This is a genomic window from Sphingomonas sp. Leaf37 (assembly GCF_920939475.1).
GTDB lineage: Bacteria > Pseudomonadota > Alphaproteobacteria > Sphingomonadales > Sphingomonadaceae > Sphingomonas.
Genome location: NZ_CAKLAX010000003.1, coordinates 369,591 through 389,928 on the forward strand (window position 1 = coordinate 369,591; position 20,338 = coordinate 389,928).

Below are 20,338 nucleotides of genomic sequence, written 5' to 3' on the forward strand. Positions count from 1 at the left end.
TCTTCTAAACGTCACCCCAGCGAAGGCTAGGTCTCCCGCCGCAAACCCACGAACCCGACCAAACCGCCCGAACACCACCTACGCCAAAAACGGTGCCGCCACCTCCGGACGCACCCGCAGCAACCGCCCCGTCGCGCGCTCCAGCAGCGCCCAGGTCGTCACCGCCTCCACCTTCACCTTACCGTCAGCCCCCAGAAACCGCACGTGGCGATCGAACCGCGCGCCTTTCGGCGGCTCCGGCACCCACGTCTCGCCCGTCACCGTCTCGCCCGCCGACACGTTCCCGCGATAGTCGATCTCATGCCGGGTCACGACCCACACCAGCGTATCGACATGCTCCACCGGCGCCACCGCCTGCCAATGCGCGACCGCGATCTGCTGGATCCACTGGACCCACACCGCATTGTTGACGTGGCCGAGTTCGTCGATGTCCTCTGCGGCGGCGGTGATCGCCAGTGTGAAGCGCCCGCTCATGCGTCGCGGCTCCGCCACCAGCGCACCGCGCCGAACACCGCGCCCAGCACGATCGCCGCGAGCGCGACCCACAGCCACTGCCGGCCATGCGGGCGATAGCGACCGAGCAGCTCCGCAACGCCGGTGCCGAACACATAGCCCAGGCCGGTGAACAGCGTTGCCCACACCGCCGCCGACGCCGCGTTGATGCACAGGAACGTGCGCGTCGGCACGTGGCTGGTGCCGATCGCGATCGGGCTGACCGTGCGCAGCCCGTAGAGGAAGCGGAAGGCGAAGATGAAGCCGATCGGATGCCGCTCCAGCGTCTGCAACGCCTTGGCGAAGGCGGGCTTGCCCTGCGCGCGTTTGACCCAGCGATGCTCGCGGAAGCGGCGGCCGGCGGCGAAGAACGCCTGGTCCGCGACGAACGAGCCGGTCGCCGCCGCGATCATCGTCCCGGGCAGCGACAGCAATCCCTCGTGCGCGAACAGTCCGCCGGCGAGCACCATCGTCTCGCCTTCGATCCCCGCGCCGAGGAATACCGCGGCCAGCCCGTATTGGGCGATGAGCGCCTCGATCGTCAGGATTCGATCCCGAGCTGCCAGAGGACGAATGCATGCTCCTCCGCCGCCTCGCGCAGCGATTCGAAGCGCCCCGACTTACCGCCATGGCCGGCGCCCATGTTGGTCTTGAGCAGCAGCAGGTTATCGTCCGTCTTCATTTCGCGCAGCTTTGCCGCCCATTTCGCCGGCTCCCAATACGTCACGCGCGGATCGTTGAGCCCGCCCGAAATGAACATCGGCGGATAGGCCTGGGCACGGACGTTGTCGTAGGGGCTGTACGAGCGGATCAGCTCGAACGCCGCCTTATCCTCGATCGGGTTCCCCCATTCGGGCCATTCGCCCGGCGTCAGCGGCAGATCGGCGTCCAGCATCGTGTTGAGCACGTCGACAAACGGCACGTCGGCGATCACCGCGCCCCACAATCGCGGATCGGAATTGACGATCGCCCCCATCAGCTCGCCACCTGCCGACCGGCCTGCGGTGGCGATACGGCCGGCGCTGGTCCACCCCGCATCGATCAGCCCTTTCGCCACATCGACGAAATCGTTGAAGGTGTTGGTTCGCTTTTCGAGCTTGCCGTCGTGATACCATTGCTGACCCAGATCGTCACCGCCGCGGATGTGTGCGATCACATAGGCGAAACCGCGGTCGAGCAGGCTCAGTCGACCGGTCGAGAAGCCGGGCGGGATCGCGTAGCCGTAGGCGCCATAGGCATAGAGGAATAACGGCTGCGATCCGTCGCGTTTGAAGCCGGCCGGGTAGACGATGGACACCGGCACCTCGGTCCCGTCACGCGCCGTGATCTTCAGTCGCTCGGTCGCATAGCCACCTGCATCGTAGCCCGCAGGGATTTCTTGGACCTTCAGCACGGTCAGGTCCCCGGTCGCGATGTCGTAATCGTACACCGTGCCCGGCGTAACCATCGACTCATACCCCAGCCGCAGCGTGTCGACCGCATATTCGGGATTGTCGCCGAGGCCCGCGGCATAGCTCGCTTCGGGAAAGGTGATCCGCTGCGGCACCGTCGGCGCATCGTAGCGGTGGATCGCGATCTGGTCCAAGCCGTCCAGACGCCCTTCGACGACGAAGAAGTCGCGGTAGCATTCGACGCCGGTCATATAGAAATGCGGATCGGCCGGGATCAGCTCCCGCCACTCGCCCGGCGCATCGATCTTCGCGGTGCACAGCCGCCACATCGGATCGGTGTCGTTGGTGTGGATGAGCAAAGTGCCGTCATGCGCGTCGACGTCATACTCGCGGCCCTCCTGACGGGGCGCGACCAGGATCGGCTTGGCGAAGGGATCGTTCGCGGGCAGCAGCCGGATCTCGCTGGTGACATGGTCTCCGGTGCCGATGACGATCCACTGCCGGTCGCTCGTCTCGGCGACGGCGACGCGATAGCCCTCGTCATCCTCATGGAACAGCTCGACATCGTCCTCGACCGGGGTGCCGAGCCGGTGAAAGCGCGCATTGTCCGTCCGCCACTGGTCGTTGGCGAGGCCGTAGAGGAAGCCGCTGTCGTCCGCGGTCCACACGATCTCGGAGAGCATGCCCGGGATCACCTCGGGCAGGTGCTCGCCCGTTTCCAGGTTCTTGACCCGCACCTCGAACCGTTCGGCGCCGCTGTCGTCGATTGCATAGGCGAGCAGTGTCGCATCGTTGCTCACCGCGAACGCGCCGAGCCGGAAATACTCCTTGCCCTCCGCCAGCGCCGGCTCGTCGAGCAGCAACTCGTCCTCGCCGCCCGCGACCGGCTTGCGCCACCACTTGCGATACTGCCCGCCCGTCTCGAACGCAGTCCAGTACAGGTAATCGCCGTCCTTCTGCGGCACCGAGGATTCGTCCTCCTTGATCCGCGCCTTCATCTCTTCGTACAGCCGATCGACCAGCGGCTGACGCGGCGCCATCACGGCCTCGAAATAGGCGTTCTCCGCCTCCAGATAGGCGAGCACGTCCGGATCGCCGACCTCGGGATAGTCCGGGTCCTTCAACCAGGCATAATCGTCCTCAATCGTGATCCCGTGCGCGGTGAAGCTGTGCGGGCGGCGGGCGGCGATGGGTGGCGTCGGATCGGTCATGCCGCAGCCATAGCGAACCGCCGCCACTTGTCGACGCCGGCGCATGGCCGCGAGGCCGAACCGCGCCTCCACCACCGTTAACCGGTTGTTTTCCTAATCCAGATTAGAATGGCATGTCATCCACTTGAGCGATTTCGCGAAGCCTATGGTCATCCCATCTTCCGGAGCGTCGATCGCTTCCGCCCATGATGACCGCATCCGCGCCTATGGCATCGACGCGACCTTCGAAGAGGATCTGCGTACCTTCTGGACGGTCGTGGAAGCCGACTATGCCGCCGATGTCATTCCTGTCGTGCGACACTATCTCGCGACGTCATCGCCAGCGCTCGCTCGTGCGTTCCGCACTCTCGTCGACACCAGCGACACGCCGCGTTTGGTGGCGGCACAGTCCCGCTTCATGTGCGCGCCCAAGACCTCGAACTGGATTGAGGCGACGATCACCCGATACGCGAATTATACCGACTTCGGCGTCGAACCGTTCGAGCTCATCGGCCTGATCGGCGCGTCCAACCTGGCGATGATGGCCGTTCTGGCGCGGCGTTGCGCCGATCCCGTGAAGAATGCCCGGCTGGCCGCGGCGATGGTCAGGCTGAGCGTCATGGAAGGCGAACTGGTCGCCACCGGGCTGCGACGGAGGGCCGCGGCCGATGCCGCCCGCCAGCTCGAAGAACAGGCGCGCGCCCTGCAGGATCGATTCACCCGCGTCGTTGCCGCCGTCGGTGCGCGCAGCGGTGCCGTTCGCGAACAGGCTGCGGCGATCGGCAGCAAGATGGATCGCATGCTGGCCGAGAACGAGGCGGTCGCCCTCGCCGCGAGCCAGTCCGTTGCCGTCATGCAACAGGCCGTAGGGACCGCGGTGGCGCTGCGTCAGGCAATGGACGAGAGCCGGAACGAGTTCGCCCGCGCCTCGTCGACCGCGACCCGCTCGGCGCAACAGGTCGAACAGGCGGTGGCATTGTTCGAACAGATGACCGGCCATACCCGATCGATCCAGCCGGTGGTGGCATTGATCCACGACATCGCCGATCGCACCAACCTGCTGGCGCTAAATGCGACGATCGAGGCCGCACGTGCGGGCGAGGCGGGCCGCGGCTTCGCGGTGGTGGCGCAGGAGGTCAAGCATCTCGCCCGCCAGACGGCGTCGGCGAACGACGTCATTGCCAGCGAACTGGCCGGCATCCTCGACATGGTCGCCGCGGCGAGCGGCGCCAACGCCCTGATCCGCGACAATGTGGTGGAGGTCGAGCGATCCTCGCATCTCGCCTACGACACGGTGCAGCAGCAGCTCGACCGGCTGGAGGTCATCGCACGCGCCACCGATCGGACGATGACCGTGGCAGCCGGCATGAACGGCACCCTCGCCGGACTGAGCCGCTTCGCCGGCGCCGTCGCGGACGATCTGGCGGCCTTCGGCAGCGCCTTCGGCGAAGTCGATGACCAGTTGCAGGCGTTGCACACCTCGGTCGGCGCTTTCGTCACCCTCGTCGGCCATTGATACATCTCGCACGCGAAAGCCCGTGTCAGGTCCAGCAAAGAACCCGACATATCTCTCCGGTTGCACCCCGCTGCGCCGGACGGCATGGCAAGCGATCAGGGACCTGACGGGGAAAGACGCATCATGGCCGGCGGATTGGTAGCGCTGCTCGACGATATCGCGGCGATGGCGAAGCTCGCCGCCGCAAGCCTCGACGACGTGGCTGGCGCTGCGGGCAAAGCGGGCGCCAAGGCGGCAGGCGTGGTGATCGACGATACGGCGGTGACTCCGACCTATGTCGTCGGCCTCAGCCCCGCGCGCGAATTGCCGATCATCTGGAAGATCGCGCGCGGATCATTGCGTAACAAATTGCTGTTCCTGCTACCGGCCGCACTGGCGCTGAGCGCCTTTGCACCATGGCTGATCACGCCGATCCTGATGCTGGGCGGCGCCTACCTCTGCTTCGAGGCGGCGGAGAAGATCATCGGCGCCATCACCGGCCATGGCCATGGCGAGGAAGCCGCTGCAGTCACCGACGCGACCGAGCTCGAAAATCGCCAGGTGTCGGGCGCGATCCGCACCGACCTGATCCTGTCGGGCGAGATCATGGCGATCGCATTGGGCGAACTCGCCGATCAGACGCTGGTCAACCAGGCGATCGCACTCGCGTTGGTCGGCGTCGCGATCACCGTCGGCGTCTATGGCGTCGTCGCGCTGATCGTGAAGATGGACGATTTCGGCCTGCATCTGGCGCAAAAGCCGGGCGCCGGATCTCAAGCGTTCGGCCGCGGGCTGGTCGCCGCGATGCCGAAGGTGTTGAAGGCGCTGTCGCTGATCGGTACCGCCGCAATGGTCTGGGTCGGCGGCGGTATCATCGTCCACGGCATGGAAGAATTCGGCTTCGCCGCGCTGCCCCACGCGATCCACGCTGCCGCAGAGGGAGCCGCCCATGCGGTCGGCGTGCTGCCCGCCATCGTCAACTGGCTGGTTACCGCGATCGGATCTGGCATCATCGGCCTGATCGTCGGCAGCGCCATCGCCGGCGTGCTGCACCTGTTGCCGAAGAAACACTGAGCCCCCCCGGGGGGGAGTATGCCCCCCTGTCCTCCGCCCCCTCGGTGTGCCACGATCGCCTGCACGAACGATCGACACGGAACCCGCCATGATCACCCACGCCGCCCGCCTCGCCGCCCTGCGCGCCGAACTCGCCCGCTTGCAGCTGGATGGCTTCGTCGTCCCCCTCACCGACGAACATATGAGCGAATATGTCGGCGGCTACGCCCAGCGCCTCGGCTGGCTGACCGGCTTCGGCGGCTCCGCCGGGACTGCCGCCGTTCTCGCGGACAAGGCGGCGATCTTCACCGACGGTCGCTACACGCTCCAGGTTCGCGAGCAGGTGTCCGCCGACGACTGGTCCTACATGCCCGTGCCGCAGGAGAGCGTCGCCGGCTGGCTTGCCGCCCACGCCGCCGGGGGCGACCGGATCGGCTACGACCCATGGCTCCACACCGATGTGTGGGTGAAGGACACGATCGCCGCACTGGCCGATCGCGGCATCGCACTCGTCCCCGTATCCGCCAATCCGGTCGATGCGGTCTGGATCGATCGCCCGGCGCCCTCGCCCGCTTCGGTCACCGTCCACGACAATGCGCTGGCCGGCCGCTCCTCCGCCGCCAAACGCGCCGACATCGCCGACTGGCTGGCGCAGCAGCGTGCCGACGCCGTCGTCCTCACCGCGCTGGATTCGATCGCCTGGACTCTCAACATCCGCGGTGGCGACGTCGCGCATACCCCCGTCGCCTTGTCCTACGCGATCGTCGGCAGCGATGGCACGACCGACCTGTTCGTCGCCGCGGACAAGATCAACGATGCGGTCCGCCAACACCTGGGCAATGCCGTCCGCCTGCACGATCGTCATGCCTTCGCCGGCGCGCTGTCGGCCTATACCGGCAAGCGCGTCGCCGCCGACCCGGAACGCGCGGTCGCCGCGATCTTCGACGCGCTGTCGGCGAGCGGCGCCAGGATTCTGCCCCGGCGCGACCCCGTGGTCCTCGCCAAGGCACTCAAAAATCCCGCGGAGATCGCCGGCCATCGTGCGGCGTCCGTCCGCGACGGTGCCGCCCTCACCCGCTTTCTGCGCTGGGTCGAGGTGGAATGCCCGGGGGGCGGGCAAACAGAACTCTCCGCCGCCGCCGTGCTACTGGCCTTCCGCGAGCAAACCGGTTGCCTGCTCGACACGTCGTTCGACACGATCTCGGCGACCGGTGCGCACGGTGCCAGCCCGCACTATCACGTCACAGAAGAATCGAACGCGCCGATCCTGCCCGGCCAGCTGTTCCTGATCGATTCGGGCGGCCAATATGCCGACGGCACCACCGACGTGACGCGCGTGATGCCGATCGGCACTCCGACGCCCGAGATGCGCGACCGCTTCACCCGCGTGTTGAAGGGGCACATCGCGATCGCCACCGCGATCTTTCCCGACGGCACGATGGGTGGCCAGATCGACGCATTTGCCCGCCGCCCGCTTTGGGAAGCGGGCCTCGATTTCGCCCATGGCACCGGCCACGGCATCGGCAGCTATCTGTCGGTGCACGAAGGGCCGCAGCGGATCGCCGCGCCGAATTACCCGGGCGGCGCGGCGTTGGAGCCGCTACGCGCGGGGATGATGCTGTCCAACGAACCGGGCTATTACAAGGCGGGTGAGTACGGCATCCGAATCGAGAATCTGTTGCTGGTCGTACCCGTGACGGTGCCGGGCGGCGATCCCGATCGGGCGATGCTGGGGTTCGAGACGCTCACCTTCGCCCCCATCGAACGCGACCTGATCGACCCTGCGCTGATGACCGCCGACGAGCTGGCATGGCTCAACGCCTATCACGTCCAGGTCGTCGCCCGGATCGGTCCGCTGCTGGAAGGCGAAGATCGTGGCTGGCTGGACCGGAAATGCGCACCGCTGGCGCCTTAATCGTCGGGCGTGCCCGACGGGTGTGGGGTGTCCGCCGGCCGTGCCGCGGCACGGGCCTGCGCCTTGCGGCGGTGCAGATTCGCCCGCAGCTGCGCCGCCAGTCGAGCAGCGCGTTCGTCCCTGTCGCCGGTGCGGGATTGGTCGGTGTCGCTCATACGATCTGCCTAAACAGGTGCGTGATCGCTTGACAATCCATCCCGGGTCGTCTCTAGGCGCGCTTCGCTCGAAAGGGCAGTGCTGCCGTAGCTCAGTGGTAGAGCGCATCCTTGGTAAGGCTGAGGTCGTGAGTTCAATCCTCACCGGCAGCACCATTTTTCCCCGATATTACCGCCGCTTGGCGGAAGCGAGCTTCGAAAGAGGCTGCTTACAATGGGTCAAAACAGGCCATTGTCAGCACATTGTCAGCAAAGTTCGCCGGAGGCGCTTTGTCGCTCCGATCGTCGCCACTTACCCGGCGCCACGAGCGCTGAGTCTCTCGGCCAGAAAATCAACGAAGACGCGCACCCGCGCCGGCATGGTCGAACCGCCGACGAACAGGGCATGGAGGGGCTCGCGGTCCTGCGGATTGTACGCCTCCAGCAGCGGTACCAGTTCGCCCGAAGCAAGGTCGTCCTCGACCGCGAACCGGCCGACACGTGCGATGCCGACGCCAGCACGAGCAAGCTGCGCGAGTGATTCGCCGTTGTTGGCCTCGATCGATCCCGTCACCGCCAACGCCCGGTCTCGCCCGTCCTCGCGGAACGGCCAGCCGGGTTCGGCGCGCCGGAAGTTGAAGCTGAGGCAATTATGGCCGAGCAGATCGTCGGGGACCTGCGGCGTGCCGTGCCGTTCCAGATAGGCAAGAGAGGCGACGACCACCCGCCCTGTCTCCCCCAGCTTGCGCGCAGTGAGCGGACTGTCGGCAAGCTGGCCGAAGCGAACCGCTACATCCGCCTGCCCGGCGAGCACGTCGACGATCCGGTCCGACAGATTCAGGTCGACGAGAATGCCGGGATAGCGCGCGGTGAAATCGCCGAGCAGCGGCACGACGAACAGCCGCCCGTGCGCCAGTGATGCGGTAACGCGCAGCCGGCCGCGTGGAGACGCCTGATCGGCGATGGCCCCCTCCACCTCCGCCAGGTCGGCGAGGATGCGGCGCGCGGCGCGCAGATACGCCTCTCCCTCCCCGGTCAGCGCCAGCGCGCGCGTCGTGCGAACCAGCAACCGCACGCCCAGCCGCGCCTCGATCCGCGCAACGATGCGGCTAACCGCCGATGGCGTCAGCCCCAACGCCCGCGCCGCCGCCGACAGGCTTCCCTGCGCCGCGACGCTCGCGAACACCGCCATCTCCCCCGATCGACCGCCGACGTCCATCTGTGACTCCGAAGCAAAGCTGCTGGTCCCATTCTCCGGCTACCGGCCGGGCGCGCAAGCCATCATCTCGGCGCGATCAACAAAGGATCGTTCGTCATGCGCCTCAACCTTCCCCTGCTCGCGCTCGCCGCGGGTGCGTTCGGCATCGGCGTCACCGAGTTCGCGCCGATGGGGATGCTGCCCGGCATCGCCACCGATCTCGGCGTGTCGATTCCCGCCGCCGGGCTGCTGGTCAGCGCCTATGCGATGGGCGTCCTGATCGGCGCGCCGCTGATGACGCTGACGACGGCAAGGATCGACCGGCGGACGCTACTGGTCGGATTGATGGGCATCTTCACGCTCGGCAACGCGCTGTCGGCGCTGGCGGACGGCTATTGGACGCTGATGATCGCGCGCGTCGTCACCTCGTTCAACCACGGCGCCTTCTTCGGCGTCGGATCGGTCGTGGCGGCCGGGCTGGTGCCTGCGGACAAGCGCGCGGGCGCCGTGGCGGCGATGTTCACCGGGCTGACAGTGGCGACGATCGGCGGCGTGCCGCTGGCGACTTGGGCGGGCGATGTGCTGGGCTGGCGCACCGTGTTTGCCGTGATCGCCGGCGTGGGCGCAGTCGCAATGCTGTCGCTGCGGATGGCGCTGCCGTCGCTGCCGGTCACGCAGGACAGCGACATGCGTGCCGAGCTGCGAATTCTCACGCGAGGGCCGGTGTTGGCGGCGCTGGTGCTGACCGTCGTCGGGGCGAGCGCGATGTTCACGGTCTTCACCTACATCGTGCCGATCCTGCGCGAGGAGACGCAGGCCTCGACCGGCTTCGTCACCGGGATGCTGGTGCTGTACGGCATCGGATTGACGATCGGGAACACGCTGGGCGGGCGGCTGGCGGACCGGTCAATCGAGCGGACGCTGGTCGGCAGCTTCGTTGTGCTCACGGCGGTGCTGGTCGCGTTCGCCGGCGTCATGCACTGGCCGCTGCCTGCCGCCGCTGCGATCCTGATCTGGGGCATCGCCAGCTTCGCGATCGTGCCACCATTGCAGATGCGGGTGATGGAAGCCGCCGCCGACGCACCGAACCTCGCCTCGGCGATGAACATCGGCGCGTTCAACCTCGGCAACGCGATCGGCGCAGCGCTGGGCGGCGGCGTGATCGGCGCGGGGCTGGGCCTGCCGGCGGTATCGCTGGCGGGCGCGGCAATGGCGGCGGCGGCGCTGGTCATGCTGATGTCAGTCCGCCGACGGCGGCCCGCGTCTTGTCCTGCCTGAAGCGTGCGTCGGATATAAACGCTGCCCGAGCCATTATTCGATAGCCCGGCAAGATTTACCGACGTCCGGCTTATCGGTGATTCTGGGTGGAGAGCGGCCTGTCCGGTTTTGGGCGGCGATCGTGAGAAGCGGACGTTCGTTCCGGCAGCCGGGCAGGGGACTCAAACGCCTGCCGGAGGTGGATGACGGTCGGTCCGCTTTTGGGCGGCGAGCTAGCCCAAGCGGACATGCGTTCATCAGTCGACGACAGCAGCTAACCCAAATGGGCCAGCGTCGCGATGACGCGCCAACGTCCGGTCAGTCGGGAAACTCCACGCTCTTCACGCCAAGCACCGCGAGGACTTCGAGGAGGAACGCGGCGCTGAAGGTGCCGCGTGCGATCTTGCTGTTGATGCTCGCGGCCGTGACGCTCCGACCGTCCCGAGACAGGTGTTCGGCCAGTTCCTTCTGACTGATCCCGGACAAAGCAAGACGTGCGCGGACAAGGCGCGCGGCACGGCCCTCCCACGTGTCAGGTACGTTGTTCGCCTTAGATGAAATCATAAAAATGGACTAAATCTGTCATATGTGGCATAGAGATGGCTTATATGTTACGCTATCCTTATTTTTGAGGGCAAGGCAACTTTGACACGACGTATCAACGTTCTAAGGCGACCCAAGCTGAGGGAAGGCTAGTGGCGACACAGGCGCAGTTATTGGCTTTGGTGCGCTCGTTTTCCGAGCGTGATGACGCGCGCTTCCAGACCGTCGCGCTTCAGATGGCTTCGGAGGCCGCGCAGCGTGGTCACCGGAATCTTGCAGACCAGATTAGGATTATGATCCAGGACGCGCGCGAGCGCGCCGAGAAAGTCGTCCAGCTTCGGGGCGGGCCGATCCCGGTGGTGCGCCCGAAGGGAGAGCTGGCGGGACTCGTGTCCGCTAGCTATCCGATGACGCGTCTGGAGAACATGGTTCTCGACCAGAGCGTCCTGCAGAAGCTCTTGCGCATCGTCGAGGAACACCGGCACCGCTCCAAGTTGGCGGCGCACGGCCTGAAGCCGCGCCGCAAGTTCCTGCTGACGGGTCCGCCCGGGACCGGGAAGACTCTCACGGCCTCGGCGCTGGCCGGAGAGCTCGGCCTTCCGCTCTTCACGATACTGCTGGACGGCGTAATCACGAAGTACATGGGTGAGACGTCCTCGAAGATCAGGCTCGTGTTCGAGGCCATGCGCAGCACTCGCGGTGTCTACTTCTTCGACGAGGTCGACGCGCTGGCGACGAAGCGGTTGATGGGGAACGACGTCGGTGAGGCGCGCCGAACTCTGAACTCGATCCTCCAGATGCTCGACGAGGACGACGGAGACTCGCTGATCGTGGCGGCGACGAATCATCCGGAACTGCTCGATCCGGCGATGTTCCGCCGCTTCGACGGCGCGATTGAGTATGGCCTCCTACCTTTCGATCGCATCCGCGAGGTCTATCTCAAGGCGCTTAAGCCGTTCGATCTGGCTGACATCGAGTGGTCCAGCATCGAGAAGGCGGCGACAGGAATGAGTCAGGCTGAGATGATCAGGTCCGCCGAGGATGCGGCGCGCGAGGCCGTTCTCAGTAATGGCGCGTCGATCGACACGCCGATCTTGCTGTCGGCAATCGCGGAACGACGCGGTTCGAAATAGCCAAAATGGGAAGTTAACGTAGTTGCGCTGTTGAGGCCGTCGACTACACTTTCGTCATGGTTGCAGAACGTCCTCACCTACTGATCCCGGCATCCGGGCCGCGCTACAAGTTCTCGGTCAAGGGAGGCGGTGGCAAAACGACGCATCCCCCGGTCGTCCAGAACCGAAGGGCGAACAGCGGCCGGATCATCGGCGAGCTACGTGCGGTGATCAATGACGCCCGCGCGCTGGTGGACGTCGATCCGACGCGCATTCCACTGAGCGTACGTGCAGGCACCGGCTGGGGGGTGTCCCGATCGGTCCCGGGCCGGAGGAACGACGTCCTGTCGGCGATCGGTTTTGGCGGCGAAGCCCGGCTCAACGTGGCGCTCCACTCCGACACGCTCGATAACTTCGAGGCGGCGGCGGAGCGATACAACAGCCATATCGAGGGCAGGCGACGTCCCATGAATTTCGACTTCTTTGAGTCAAAGTCACAGCTTGTCCTTACCGCCGTCGAGGACCTGTGGGCCTCCGATCAGACGCTGCCGGACGACGACGAGGAGATCCGCTGGGAGATCTGGGTCCAGCGCGCCGCGGAGCCGAGGCTGCAGGAGGTGCTGGAGCGGCTCGATCTAAAGGCACGCAGGCCACTTAAATTTGGTCAGGTGCGGGTCCTGTCGGTCGAGGCGACCCGGCAGGATCTCGAGAAGCTCGCGCTTAGCGGCGCGATATCGCAGCTGAAGCCGGCGTCGGCGCTCGTCAGCGAGCTGATACACGTCCCGAAGGGAGTGCAGCAGGCGGCCGTCCAGGCCGCCGCCAATCGTATCGTCGTCGCGGATGCTGACGCGCCCGCGGTTTGCCTGCTGGACACCGGGGTGCGGGCGGCGCACCCGCTGCTGAGCGGCTCGCTCGACACGGTGGCCAACGTGAACGGCGGCAGCCCCCAGGACTGGCAGGGCCATGGGACCAAGATGGCCGGCCTCGCACTGTTCGATGACCTCCCTTCGCTGATCGCGGGCGGCGCCGTCAACCTGCCCATCCGGCTCGAATCCGTGGTCGTCCAACTGCCTGACGGCATAAACGACAGGCGGCTTCCCGCCGAGCGGGTGAAGATCGCGGTCGACTTGGTCGAGGACGCGGATGATCGGCCTCGGACCTATTGCTTCGCGATGAGCGCGCCGAGCGAGGGTTCGGACGGCGGAGTGGCGACGCTTTCCAGTGAGCTGGACAAGCTGGCTTCGGAGGTAGGCAGCGAGCGGCTCTTCTGCATCGCCGCGGGCAATCTCGAGCCTCCCACAGTCTTCAACGACTATCAAACGCTCAACGAGACTACCGGGCTACTCACGCCGGCCCAGGCGTGGAACGCGCTCACGGTCGCGGCCTGCACGAATCTCGACGGCGTTCCGAGAACGCACGGCCCGCTCGCACCGGTTGGGGATCTCTCGCCATGGTCGCGGACCGCCTGCGCGTGGGAGCGCAGCCACAAGCCGCCGATGAAGCCGGACGTGGTCTTCGAGGGGGGAAACCAGATGTTTGACACGGCGAGCCAAGACCTGTCCAACCACGCCGATCTTTGCCTGCTGACGACGAACTTCGATGCGAACGCGCCGCTGTCCCTGACCGGCATGACGAGCGCTGCGACGGCCTCCGTGTCGGGCATGTGCGCGCGGCTGCAAGCCGAGTATCCGACGCTGTGGCCCGAGACCGTCCGCGGGCTCGTGGTGCACTCGGCCGAGCACACGCCGGCCATGGTTGCGCGTGCCCGGGACGCGGAGCCGATCCGTGGCAGCGTGGAGGCGGCGCTGCTCGAGCGATACGGCTACGGGCGCCCAGATCTCGGGCGGGCAATGGACAACGCCGAGGACTCTCTCACCTACATCACGCAGGGCGCACTGCTGCCGCTTCGGCTCAACGACGACGGTGACGGCGTCGTCTTGGGATACATGCGGAGTCACGCGCTGCCCTTCCACGAAGAAGTGCTTTCGGGATTGGACGACGTCGAGGCCGAACTGCGCATCACCCTGTCCTACTTCGTGGAGCCCAACCCAGGCGCGGCGCTGAGGGGCGACTATGACCTTTACGCCTCGCACGGGTTCGACTTCGACGTGAAGCGGCCCGATGAGAGCGACGACGAGGCTGTGGCCCGCATCAACGGTGCATTCACGTCGCGGACGCGGTCAAACGCGCCGCCGCTCGGCTGGGCTTTTGGGGCCAAGGAACGTGGTGGCGCGCTGCGCGACGGCCGGAAGGGGTGCCTTAAGCACGATCGCCTGACGCTACCAGCGCAGGATCTTGCGCGCATTGGGTCGGTGATGGTCTTTCCAAGGAAAGGCTGGTGGGGCGAGGACCTCGAGCGGGTCGACCAGCAGGCGCGCTATTCGCTGATCGTGAGCATCCGGACGCCTGAGGAGGATATCTACACGGAGATCGCCGCGGAGATTGCCGCCACCATTGAGGTTTAGAGGCACCTTGCCTTCGACGTGACTACGTGAGTCGCCTCCTGCCAAGGTCGGCGGCTGACGAAGCGGATCTCGTAGACGCCAGGCCGCATGCAGCGGAATGATTCCTGGACGGTCGGCCTTCCTCCGAACTGGCTGGCGCCGGGTTCCCGGGTGCCGACGTGCTCGACGCCGTCGGGCGTCTCCACCGCCGTCCGGTATCCCGCGCCGTCGAGCGTCTTCCGCTCGACGACGAAGGTCTCTGCTGGGGAGACATCGATGGTCGCGCCTTCAGCGATGTGCCGCATGCATGCTCAGGCCGCCTGCGTTTCGCAGGAATAAAAGGGCAGGTCGTCGATCTTGCATTCGCCGTACGCGATGCGGAAGTATCCGCCCTCGCCCCAGCCGGTTCCCCAGCTGTTGCGGGCGATCCAGCAGCCGTCGGCGTCATCGTAGCCCACGACGCATACCGCGTGATGGCCGCGGAAGCCGCCGACGACCTTCCGGTAGATGCCGCCGATGTAGCCGGACAGGTCCTCGTAGACCTCCATTCCGGCAACGACGGGGCCTTGGGCGATGGCTCGCCTGCGCGCGTCGAAGTTTGTCAGTTCGGCGTAGCCGCTGACCTTGATCGCGGCAGAGGCTCCCGTGCAGGTAGGATTGTCCACCCACGGTGCGTCGGAAAGCAGTACGAGTCCGTTGGTCGCAGCGTCGAGGCCCGCGGCAAGCCCCCAGCCGTTGTCGCACGAGCCTCCATTGCAGTGGAAGAGTTCGGCTTCCGACAGCTGCAGGCTGTCGCCGCTGGCAACCCAATGCCGTGATTCGGCGGTCGCGATCGTCGCGAAGGCCACACATGCTCCGCAGTGTAGCCCTTGGTCGCGGACGGCGCCGAGGCGGCCGCCGTCTTGGTCGCGCCAGTCGAACTTCGGGGGCGGGGGCGGAGCCCCAAGCGCGTCGAAGTCCTCGGCCGCCGCCTTGAGCTTGCCTTGGTTGTCGCCGATTTTTAGACCGAACAGTCCAGCTCCGCCTTCGGTCCCAAGTCGCCCCCAGACGGCGTTTTCGCCGGCGGTCCAGCTGCCCGGCGCTTCGTCGGCGATTGCCTTCTCGATTTCTTGAATAGTCAGCATCGCGGTCCCCTTTAAACGATGTCTTGGCCGGGGGCCATGCACAAGCGAGCATCGCAACTTATTCAGGCAGCAGTCCAACTGAAACTCGTCCATATCGCTGACTAAGGTGCTATGAGATCAATGAGGCGAACTTCCTATTTGGTTCGGTCGACGGCGATCCGCGCTGAATACGTGACACGACGCGCGGTCGGATTCGACTTGTTTACGGTCAACATCAGACCCAGCTGCGCTTCGACCGGTAAGCAAAACGGATGTGGGTTAGCCTGACAGGACCGTCTTTTCGGTTTCCGTCGTGCAAATGATCGTCCGCTTCTCAACTGTGACCGTCTAAAAGCTGCTGGCCGGCAGTCGACCCAGATCCAGCTACTAGGCCATGCGTGAACGAGCGTCCGGTTTCAATTAGGCCGATTGTCGAAGCGAATGGCCGATGTTGGGTCACTTTGCTGTATTGCCGCGGCGCCACAACAACCACGTCATGCTACCCAGCAAAGCGGTTGCGCCGATTAAGAGGCCCCAGAGCAGCGCTTGCCGTGCTCTGCTTTCACCGATTGGTTCCAGCCGCATGACACTGTCTCGCGCAGCGGCTAGGGTTGTGGCGGTGCCTAGCCTGTCATCCGGTGCCTGCGTCATTATGCTGGCGAGTGGCAGGTAGGCGGCGGTTGTCGCCGCCCGCCCGGCCGCAAGCGTGTATGGAGGTTTGCCGACCGCCAAAAACACGATCTCACGGCGTGCGAAATCGAACGTGATCGCGGGAGCCGCCGAAAAGCCAGCGGAGCGCGAATCGGCTTCGATCCGCAACATGCGGTAGGCCCGGTTGCCCAGCAGGATGCCGCCTTTCGCCTGTCCCATGCCCTGACGAGCCGCAGTGCCTTCTCCCAGCAGTGCCCATGGCTGCTCGCGGCTGTCGCGGCCGAGGATCCGAATGGGGACGATCACTTCCCCTCCCCTGGGAACGATACGTATGGTTGAGGCAAGAGCCGCAAACGGCAGCGCAAACTCCGAGATGTGCGCATTAGTCGGCGGCGGTGCCGTCGCCTCGATCGAGCTGCCAATGGCCGTGGTTTCAACGCGTGTGACGAGCGTCGCGCGGCGGATCGTCACGGGTGACAGCAGCCGCGATGCCCCATGCCAAGTTATCCGCAAATACTCGCCGTTCAGCGTCGCATCGCCGAGCGGCAGAGATATGTCGTTGCCGGCACCCGATGCGGTCGGACGGTAGATTACCTTGTCTCCGACGGCCCGCCATTCCTTTAGGTCGACACTTGCCCCTACGCTGAAGGTGACGGGCTGGGCCGCCGGAATACCTGCATTGATGATGACATTCCGAGCGGCACCATGAGTGCGGCGGGCGTCGAGCAGAACGCCGAGAACCTCCGCCGTCGTGGGGCCGGCCGGCGTGCCGACGACCTGCGCGACCCCCACACGGCCCTCTTCATTGAGGCGCAGCGTAACGCCCTTGACGTTCAGTGCGTTGACCGAACCCAAGATGGGCAACACCGGAAGGGATTCGCGGTGAAGTGGCTTCTGGGCGGGAGCGATGCGCGCAATAGGTACCGGCTTCCCCGCCGCATCGAACACACGAAGATCGGACAAGTCTGCGGTACGCGCTGCCGCGAGCACCTGAGCCGGTATGGCAAGTCGCTGTACCGGCCATGTGCTGTCGGCGGTGACGGGAACGCGCACTGCATAGGTGGACGGATTGTCGTCCGTGGCGGGTGCTGCTCCAATGAGGCACGCGGCGAAGGCGAGCGTCAGCGCGGCGCGTTTCCCGAGTCCGCTCATGCTGCCGCTTCCTCTTCATCTGGGGTAGCCTTCGGGCGCGGCGGCAGGGGGGCCAGATACCCCACCGCCAGCATCAGGAGACCGACCACAATAAAGGCGATGATGCGCGCGCCGCCCCCGGCGTTGTTCAGGTCGATGAGCAGCAGCTTGATCACAGTCAGTCCCAGCAGCCCTGCGCCCCCAAGCCATGGCGCCCGTTGCCCTTGGCGATAGGCCCGCACCATCAACGCCAGCGCGAGCAGCGTCCAGAGGATCGCAAGCCCGGTCTGAACGACGAAACTGGCCAGCAAAGCGTCGCCATCCCACGGAACCCCCAAGAAGTGATGCGCCAAGCGTAGCCAGATCGTGTTGACGATTACGAATGCGAGCCCGGCGAGCGCAGCAAGCGCCCGCGGACCACGTAGAACGGCCGCGCCGGGCAGTGTGGGAGCCGCAGCGAGGATGGTGCGGCGCCAATATTCCAGCGCCGCGAGCGACAGGCTCAGGGCGAGATCGACCGGGTTGAGCAACGGCATATACGGCAGGGGATCCGCGTTGCCAGACGACAGCATCGCGGTCAGCAGGGTGCTCACGAACACCACTGCCGCGATCGGCAGCGCCGCCTGCCACGCGTAGCCGACGGCATGGCGGTCCAGCGGCCAGCGATAGACGGGAGCTGCTGCGCGCAGTGCCCGTCCACTCCAAAGTGTCAGTCCGATCAGCACTGCGGTCGCCGAGGTCAGGAACGTGACCTCCGCCCAGGCGCTAGCCCACAGCTGTGCCCGGTCGATCGCCAGCCACAGGCAATCCGCCACCATCGCGGTCGCAAGCCATACGCCACCGACATGTGTCGTCCGCAACATGGCATGAGGCGGGGGGCTGCCGGGCGTGGTGTCGTTAAGGTAGAGCATCCGCAAGTGCAGCACGATCGTCACGAGCCAGACGGCACAGTCAGGCAGGTACAGCAAATGGTGGCCCGTTCCGACGGCCGCGAAGAATGTCAGCGTCAATGCGGGGAGCGTCGTATGGCTGGGCCAGCTTGCCACGGACCAACGCAGCCGCCGGCCGATCGTCTGGGCGAGCCACGCACTCGCGACATAGGCAAGCAGCATCAACAGGGGCTGCAGATCGTGGCTGAACACCGGTATCGGCGGCTGCCCTGCGTAGCGCGTGGGCACGCTGCGGCCTATTTCCATGACCCAGGCCAGCCACCAGAAGCCGAACCCGGCGAGGAAGGTGGGTTTGGCGAGCCGTTCCTCCCAGCCGCCGTACCACTGTGCTAGGCGTGACCCGCTGTGCGGTAGCGGGGCGGATAGCCACCATGCCGTCGCTAACGCTGCCAATGCAATCAGCATCGCGCCGACGAAGCCGGGATTGGCAAGCGGGAGGGCCGCCACATTCGCATCGAGCGAGGTGAGATACAAAAACGCAGCGACAAGCTGGAGCAGAATGCCGAAGAGCCGCGGCATCCAGCGTGCCTGCCGCATCCCGACCCAGACGGCGCCGACCCCCTCGAGTGCCCATGCTGCCGAGGTCCAGCCTACGCCAAGCGCGAGCGGCACAGCGAGCGTCACGAAGCCGATACCGATCGCCAGCATCGTCTCGTTCATGACCCTGAAGCTGTGGCGCCGGTGTCGCATCGTCCAGACTGCAACGCCTAGATAAAGTGCCGCAAAGCCCAGCGCTGCGAAGGCACTGCCCAATGGGCGGTCGTGTACAAGGCCGACCTGTAAACCGAACCCCGCGAACGCGGGCCCGAACAGCAATGTGGAATCGACGACATGGCCGAGCCGTCCCGGCGTGGCACGCGTGTAGAGCACCGCTGTGACGACGTAGATTAGCACCGACACGATCAGAAAGACCTGTGCCAGGAGGAAGTCAGATGGCTGGTAGCTGGTGGTACCCCACAATGTGGCGGCGCCGAAGGTCGCAAAAAAGCCGATCAAGTTCAGCAATCGCCAGGACTGACGACGCGCGATGAACAGAATCGCGATGTTCAGGATGGTGAAATAGGCGAATACGCTGGCGATGTTGCCGCCAGCTCCTGCCAGCAGCAACGGAACGGCAAAGCCGCCTGCAAAGGCGGTCACTGCCAAGGCCTGCGATCGTTGTAGGATCGCCAGCGCGCAGCCGAGCGCGCAGACGAGGATCATGAACCCGAACGCCGCAAAGACGGGGAAGGTGTCGTACAGTTTTGCTGCGGCGAACAGCGTCAGGTAGATCGTCGCGATGCCAGCCCCCTGCAGCGCCAGGCCAAAGCCAGGCCGCGCGGTGCGCGTGCGGAACCCGACGACGAGCAACGCGATGCCGATCCCGACAACCAGCGCCAGCCTCAGCTCGATCGGGAACAGCCCCGCAGAGGCCGCGTAACTCGCCAGGAACGAGAGGCCGACGAACAGGATGATAAGACCGACGCGGACAATGGTGTTCCCGCCGAACAACCAGTCTTTCGCACGGGCGATGATGGTAGCGGCTAGCGTCTCGATCACGCCGGGCTCGCTGGAGTTGGGGAGCGGAGTAACTGGGGCGGTAGGTGCGGCGGTGGACGGCGATGGACTGTGACCCGCCAACGGCACCGGCTGGATGTCGACCGCTTGCGATGGTGAGACGTCTGTGAGCGAAGCAGGCGGTCGATGTTCAGACGCGGCCGATGGGGCAGACGAAGCGTCAACGATGTCGCGCATGAGCAGTAGATCAATTTGGGCCTGCAGCGCCTCGGTCGCCTTCAACACCTCGGCGCGGACACTCCGACGAAGGATCCAGCCGGCGACCATGCCGAACAATCCGCCAATCACAAAGCCGAAGCCCTCGAAATCGACAAGGGACCATCCGATGATGGCGCCGAGCAGGCCTATCCCTAAGATCATCAACTCGCCCCCAAATTGGCCGCCCCAAGTCAACCGTTCATGCCGCACGCATGGCGGCTGGTCGACAAGCGATCGCATCAGCCTCGAACAGCAGCAATGCGCGACCAGTCGCATGATGAGCGACAAGCCAGGCAGGGCAAATGGCACCATCGCCAGTTTATGATCGCCTGAAATCGCGCGTTAGCCGTTCGGAGGCGCTTGGCTGAACGAACGTCCGCTTCGGAGAGCGACGATAACTGTTTGAATGACCGGGTATGGGTCCAAATGCCTGCCAATCGCGAAGCCGAGATCCTCAGTTTAAAGCCAAGCCGCAATCACGGCAGAAGGGCACCATCGTCATAACCGAGCATTTGGCATCCGAC

At 65.6% G+C, this 20,338-nt stretch carries 16 protein-coding genes and 1 tRNA gene; 7 read left to right on the forward strand and 10 right to left on the reverse strand.

Going from position 1 to position 20,338, the window contains the following annotated elements:
• Window positions 1-78 precede the first annotated feature (78 nt).
• From LRA87_RS11495 to LRA87_RS11505, 3 genes are read right to left on the reverse strand one after another with little or no spacing between them, the layout of a single operon-like run.
• Window positions 79-474, reverse strand: coding sequence for an acyl-CoA thioesterase (locus LRA87_RS11495; protein WP_230631602.1), 396 nt, complete (start codon window positions 472-474; stop codon window positions 79-81).
• The gene (locus tag LRA87_RS11500; protein ID WP_230632262.1) at window positions 471-1,037 is read right to left on the reverse strand and encodes a DedA family protein; all 567 of its coding nucleotides are present in this window, start codon (window positions 1,035-1,037) and stop codon (window positions 471-473) included. The genes LRA87_RS11495 and LRA87_RS11500 overlap by 4 nt, the downstream gene beginning before the upstream one ends.
• On the reverse strand, window positions 1,034-3,094 hold the full coding sequence (locus tag LRA87_RS11505; protein WP_230631603.1) for a S9 family peptidase: 2,061 nt from the start codon (window positions 3,092-3,094) through the stop codon (window positions 1,034-1,036). The genes LRA87_RS11500 and LRA87_RS11505 overlap by 4 nt, the downstream gene beginning before the upstream one ends.
• A gap of 145 nt (window positions 3,095-3,239) precedes the next feature.
• On the opposite strand from LRA87_RS11505, the gene LRA87_RS11510 reads away from it, so the two are divergent.
• From LRA87_RS11510 to LRA87_RS11520, 3 genes are all read left to right on the forward strand, one after another.
• A complete protein-coding gene (locus LRA87_RS11510) occupies window positions 3,240-4,589 on the forward strand; it encodes a methyl-accepting chemotaxis protein (protein ID WP_230631604.1) in 1,350 nt (449 codons plus the stop codon).
• 123 nt (window positions 4,590-4,712) lie between these two features.
• Window positions 4,713-5,642, forward strand: a complete 930-nt coding sequence (locus LRA87_RS11515; RefSeq protein ID WP_230631605.1) for a DUF808 domain-containing protein — start codon at window positions 4,713-4,715, stop codon at window positions 5,640-5,642.
• An 88-nt stretch (window positions 5,643-5,730) separates the two neighbouring features.
• Complete coding sequence (locus LRA87_RS11520; protein ID WP_230631606.1) at window positions 5,731-7,536, forward strand: aminopeptidase P family protein; 1,806 nt, start codon at window positions 5,731-5,733, stop codon at window positions 7,534-7,536.
• Here the strand turns inward: LRA87_RS11520 and LRA87_RS11525 are convergent.
• Complete coding sequence (locus LRA87_RS11525) at window positions 7,533-7,691, reverse strand: hypothetical protein (RefSeq protein ID WP_230631607.1); 159 nt, start codon at window positions 7,689-7,691, stop codon at window positions 7,533-7,535. The genes LRA87_RS11520 and LRA87_RS11525 overlap by 4 nt on opposite strands.
• A gap of 81 nt (window positions 7,692-7,772) precedes the next feature.
• Between LRA87_RS11525 and LRA87_RS11530 the strand changes: the two genes are divergently transcribed.
• Window positions 7,773-7,847, forward strand: a tRNA-Thr gene (locus tag LRA87_RS11530).
• Between the two features lie 136 nt (window positions 7,848-7,983).
• On the opposite strand, the gene LRA87_RS11535 is transcribed toward LRA87_RS11530, so the two are convergent.
• The gene (locus tag LRA87_RS11535) at window positions 7,984-8,889 is read right to left on the reverse strand and encodes a LysR family transcriptional regulator (protein ID WP_230631608.1); all 906 of its coding nucleotides are present in this window, start codon (window positions 8,887-8,889) and stop codon (window positions 7,984-7,986) included.
• Between the two features lie 96 nt (window positions 8,890-8,985).
• On the opposite strand from LRA87_RS11535, the gene LRA87_RS11540 reads away from it, so the two are divergent.
• Entirely contained in the window at window positions 8,986-10,146 is a 1,161-nt protein-coding gene (locus LRA87_RS11540; RefSeq protein WP_230631609.1) for an MFS transporter, read from the forward strand.
• Between the two features lie 297 nt (window positions 10,147-10,443).
• Here LRA87_RS11540 and LRA87_RS11545 read toward each other — a convergent pair whose 3' ends face one another.
• Window positions 10,444-10,689: a DUF6471 domain-containing protein gene (locus LRA87_RS11545; protein WP_230631610.1), complete on the reverse strand. Its 246-nt coding sequence runs from the start codon at window positions 10,687-10,689 to the stop codon at window positions 10,444-10,446.
• A gap of 131 nt (window positions 10,690-10,820) precedes the next feature.
• Here LRA87_RS11545 and LRA87_RS11550 point away from each other — a divergent pair, with 131 nt between their 5' ends.
• Together LRA87_RS11550 and LRA87_RS11555 are read left to right on the forward strand one after the other, a co-directional pair.
• Window positions 10,821-11,801 (forward strand): AAA family ATPase, encoded by a 981-nt coding sequence (locus LRA87_RS11550; protein WP_230631611.1) that lies wholly within the window; start codon window positions 10,821-10,823, stop codon window positions 11,799-11,801.
• A gap of 56 nt (window positions 11,802-11,857) precedes the next feature.
• Entirely contained in the window at window positions 11,858-14,245 is a 2,388-nt protein-coding gene (locus LRA87_RS11555; protein WP_230631612.1) for a S8 family peptidase, read from the forward strand.
• Here LRA87_RS11555 and LRA87_RS11560 read toward each other — a convergent pair.
• From LRA87_RS11560 to LRA87_RS11575, 4 genes are all read right to left on the reverse strand, one after another.
• Window positions 14,242-14,529 (reverse strand): protease inhibitor I42 family protein, encoded by a 288-nt coding sequence (locus tag LRA87_RS11560; RefSeq protein WP_230631613.1) that lies wholly within the window; start codon window positions 14,527-14,529, stop codon window positions 14,242-14,244. The genes LRA87_RS11555 and LRA87_RS11560 overlap by 4 nt on opposite strands.
• Before the next feature lie 6 nt (window positions 14,530-14,535).
• Window positions 14,536-15,348 (reverse strand): C1 family peptidase, encoded by an 813-nt coding sequence (locus LRA87_RS11565; protein ID WP_230631614.1) that lies wholly within the window; start codon window positions 15,346-15,348, stop codon window positions 14,536-14,538.
• A 435-nt stretch (window positions 15,349-15,783) separates the two neighbouring features.
• Window positions 15,784-17,130, reverse strand: coding sequence for a DUF3999 family protein (locus LRA87_RS11570; RefSeq protein ID WP_230631615.1), 1,347 nt, complete (start codon window positions 17,128-17,130; stop codon window positions 15,784-15,786).
• The gene (locus tag LRA87_RS11575; protein ID WP_230631616.1) at window positions 17,127-20,126 is read right to left on the reverse strand and encodes a DUF2339 domain-containing protein; all 3,000 of its coding nucleotides are present in this window, start codon (window positions 20,124-20,126) and stop codon (window positions 17,127-17,129) included. The genes LRA87_RS11570 and LRA87_RS11575 overlap by 4 nt, the downstream gene beginning before the upstream one ends.
• Window positions 20,127-20,338: the final 212 nt, after the last annotated feature.